The sequence below is a fragment of the Microbacterium sp. 69-10 genome, from assembly GCF_001897945.1.
Classification (GTDB): Bacteria; Actinomycetota; Actinomycetes; order Actinomycetales; family Microbacteriaceae; genus Microbacterium.
Window position 1 is genome coordinate 1 of sequence record NZ_MKRT01000006.1, and the last position, 562, is coordinate 562.

The 562-nt window shown below is 66.5% G+C and carries 1 protein-coding gene; it reads right to left on the reverse strand.

Annotated features, from left to right (window positions below; translation table 11 throughout):
• Positions 1-128: 128 nt before the first annotated feature.
• The coding region (locus tag BGN97_RS01910; RefSeq protein ID WP_292697560.1) for a hypothetical protein at positions 129-562 on the reverse strand (434 nt) is incomplete at its 5' end.

Below are 562 nucleotides of genomic sequence, written 5' to 3' on the forward strand. Positions count from 1 at the left end.
CAGGACGGCGACGGCTACTACGTCGACACGCTCGGAGACTTCGGTCACCTGTCACGGACTCCCGAGATCGGCACCCGGGAGGTGTCGAACAACGACGCCCGTCCGGCGATCACGCACCGCGCCGTCTGCTATCTCGGTTTCATCGGGGAGTGCCGCTGAGGCCGCTCCGGCCGCCGGAACGCGGTGCGCATGTGGTCGCCGGTCAGGATGTCCGCGACGCCGATCATGATCAGGCTGAACACGATCTGCTCGGTCACCATCCAGGCCGGGTAGAGATTCGGGATCGCCGCCATCACGAGCGTGATGATCGGGAAGATCTGCGCGAAGAGCCGCAGACGCTGATACGCCCAGTACCAGCCGAGCGATGCCCGCCAGGAGAAGTAGAACAGCGTCACGGTCATACCGAGCACGATCACGCTGCGCATCCACACCGCGAACGGCACCGGTCCGCCGTTCACGACGATGACGACCGCTACGACCACGGCCGCGAGGCCGAGGAGCACCTCCACGGCCAGCAGCCAGGCGATCCAGGTGAACGCGCGACGCGTCCTCGGATGCTCCC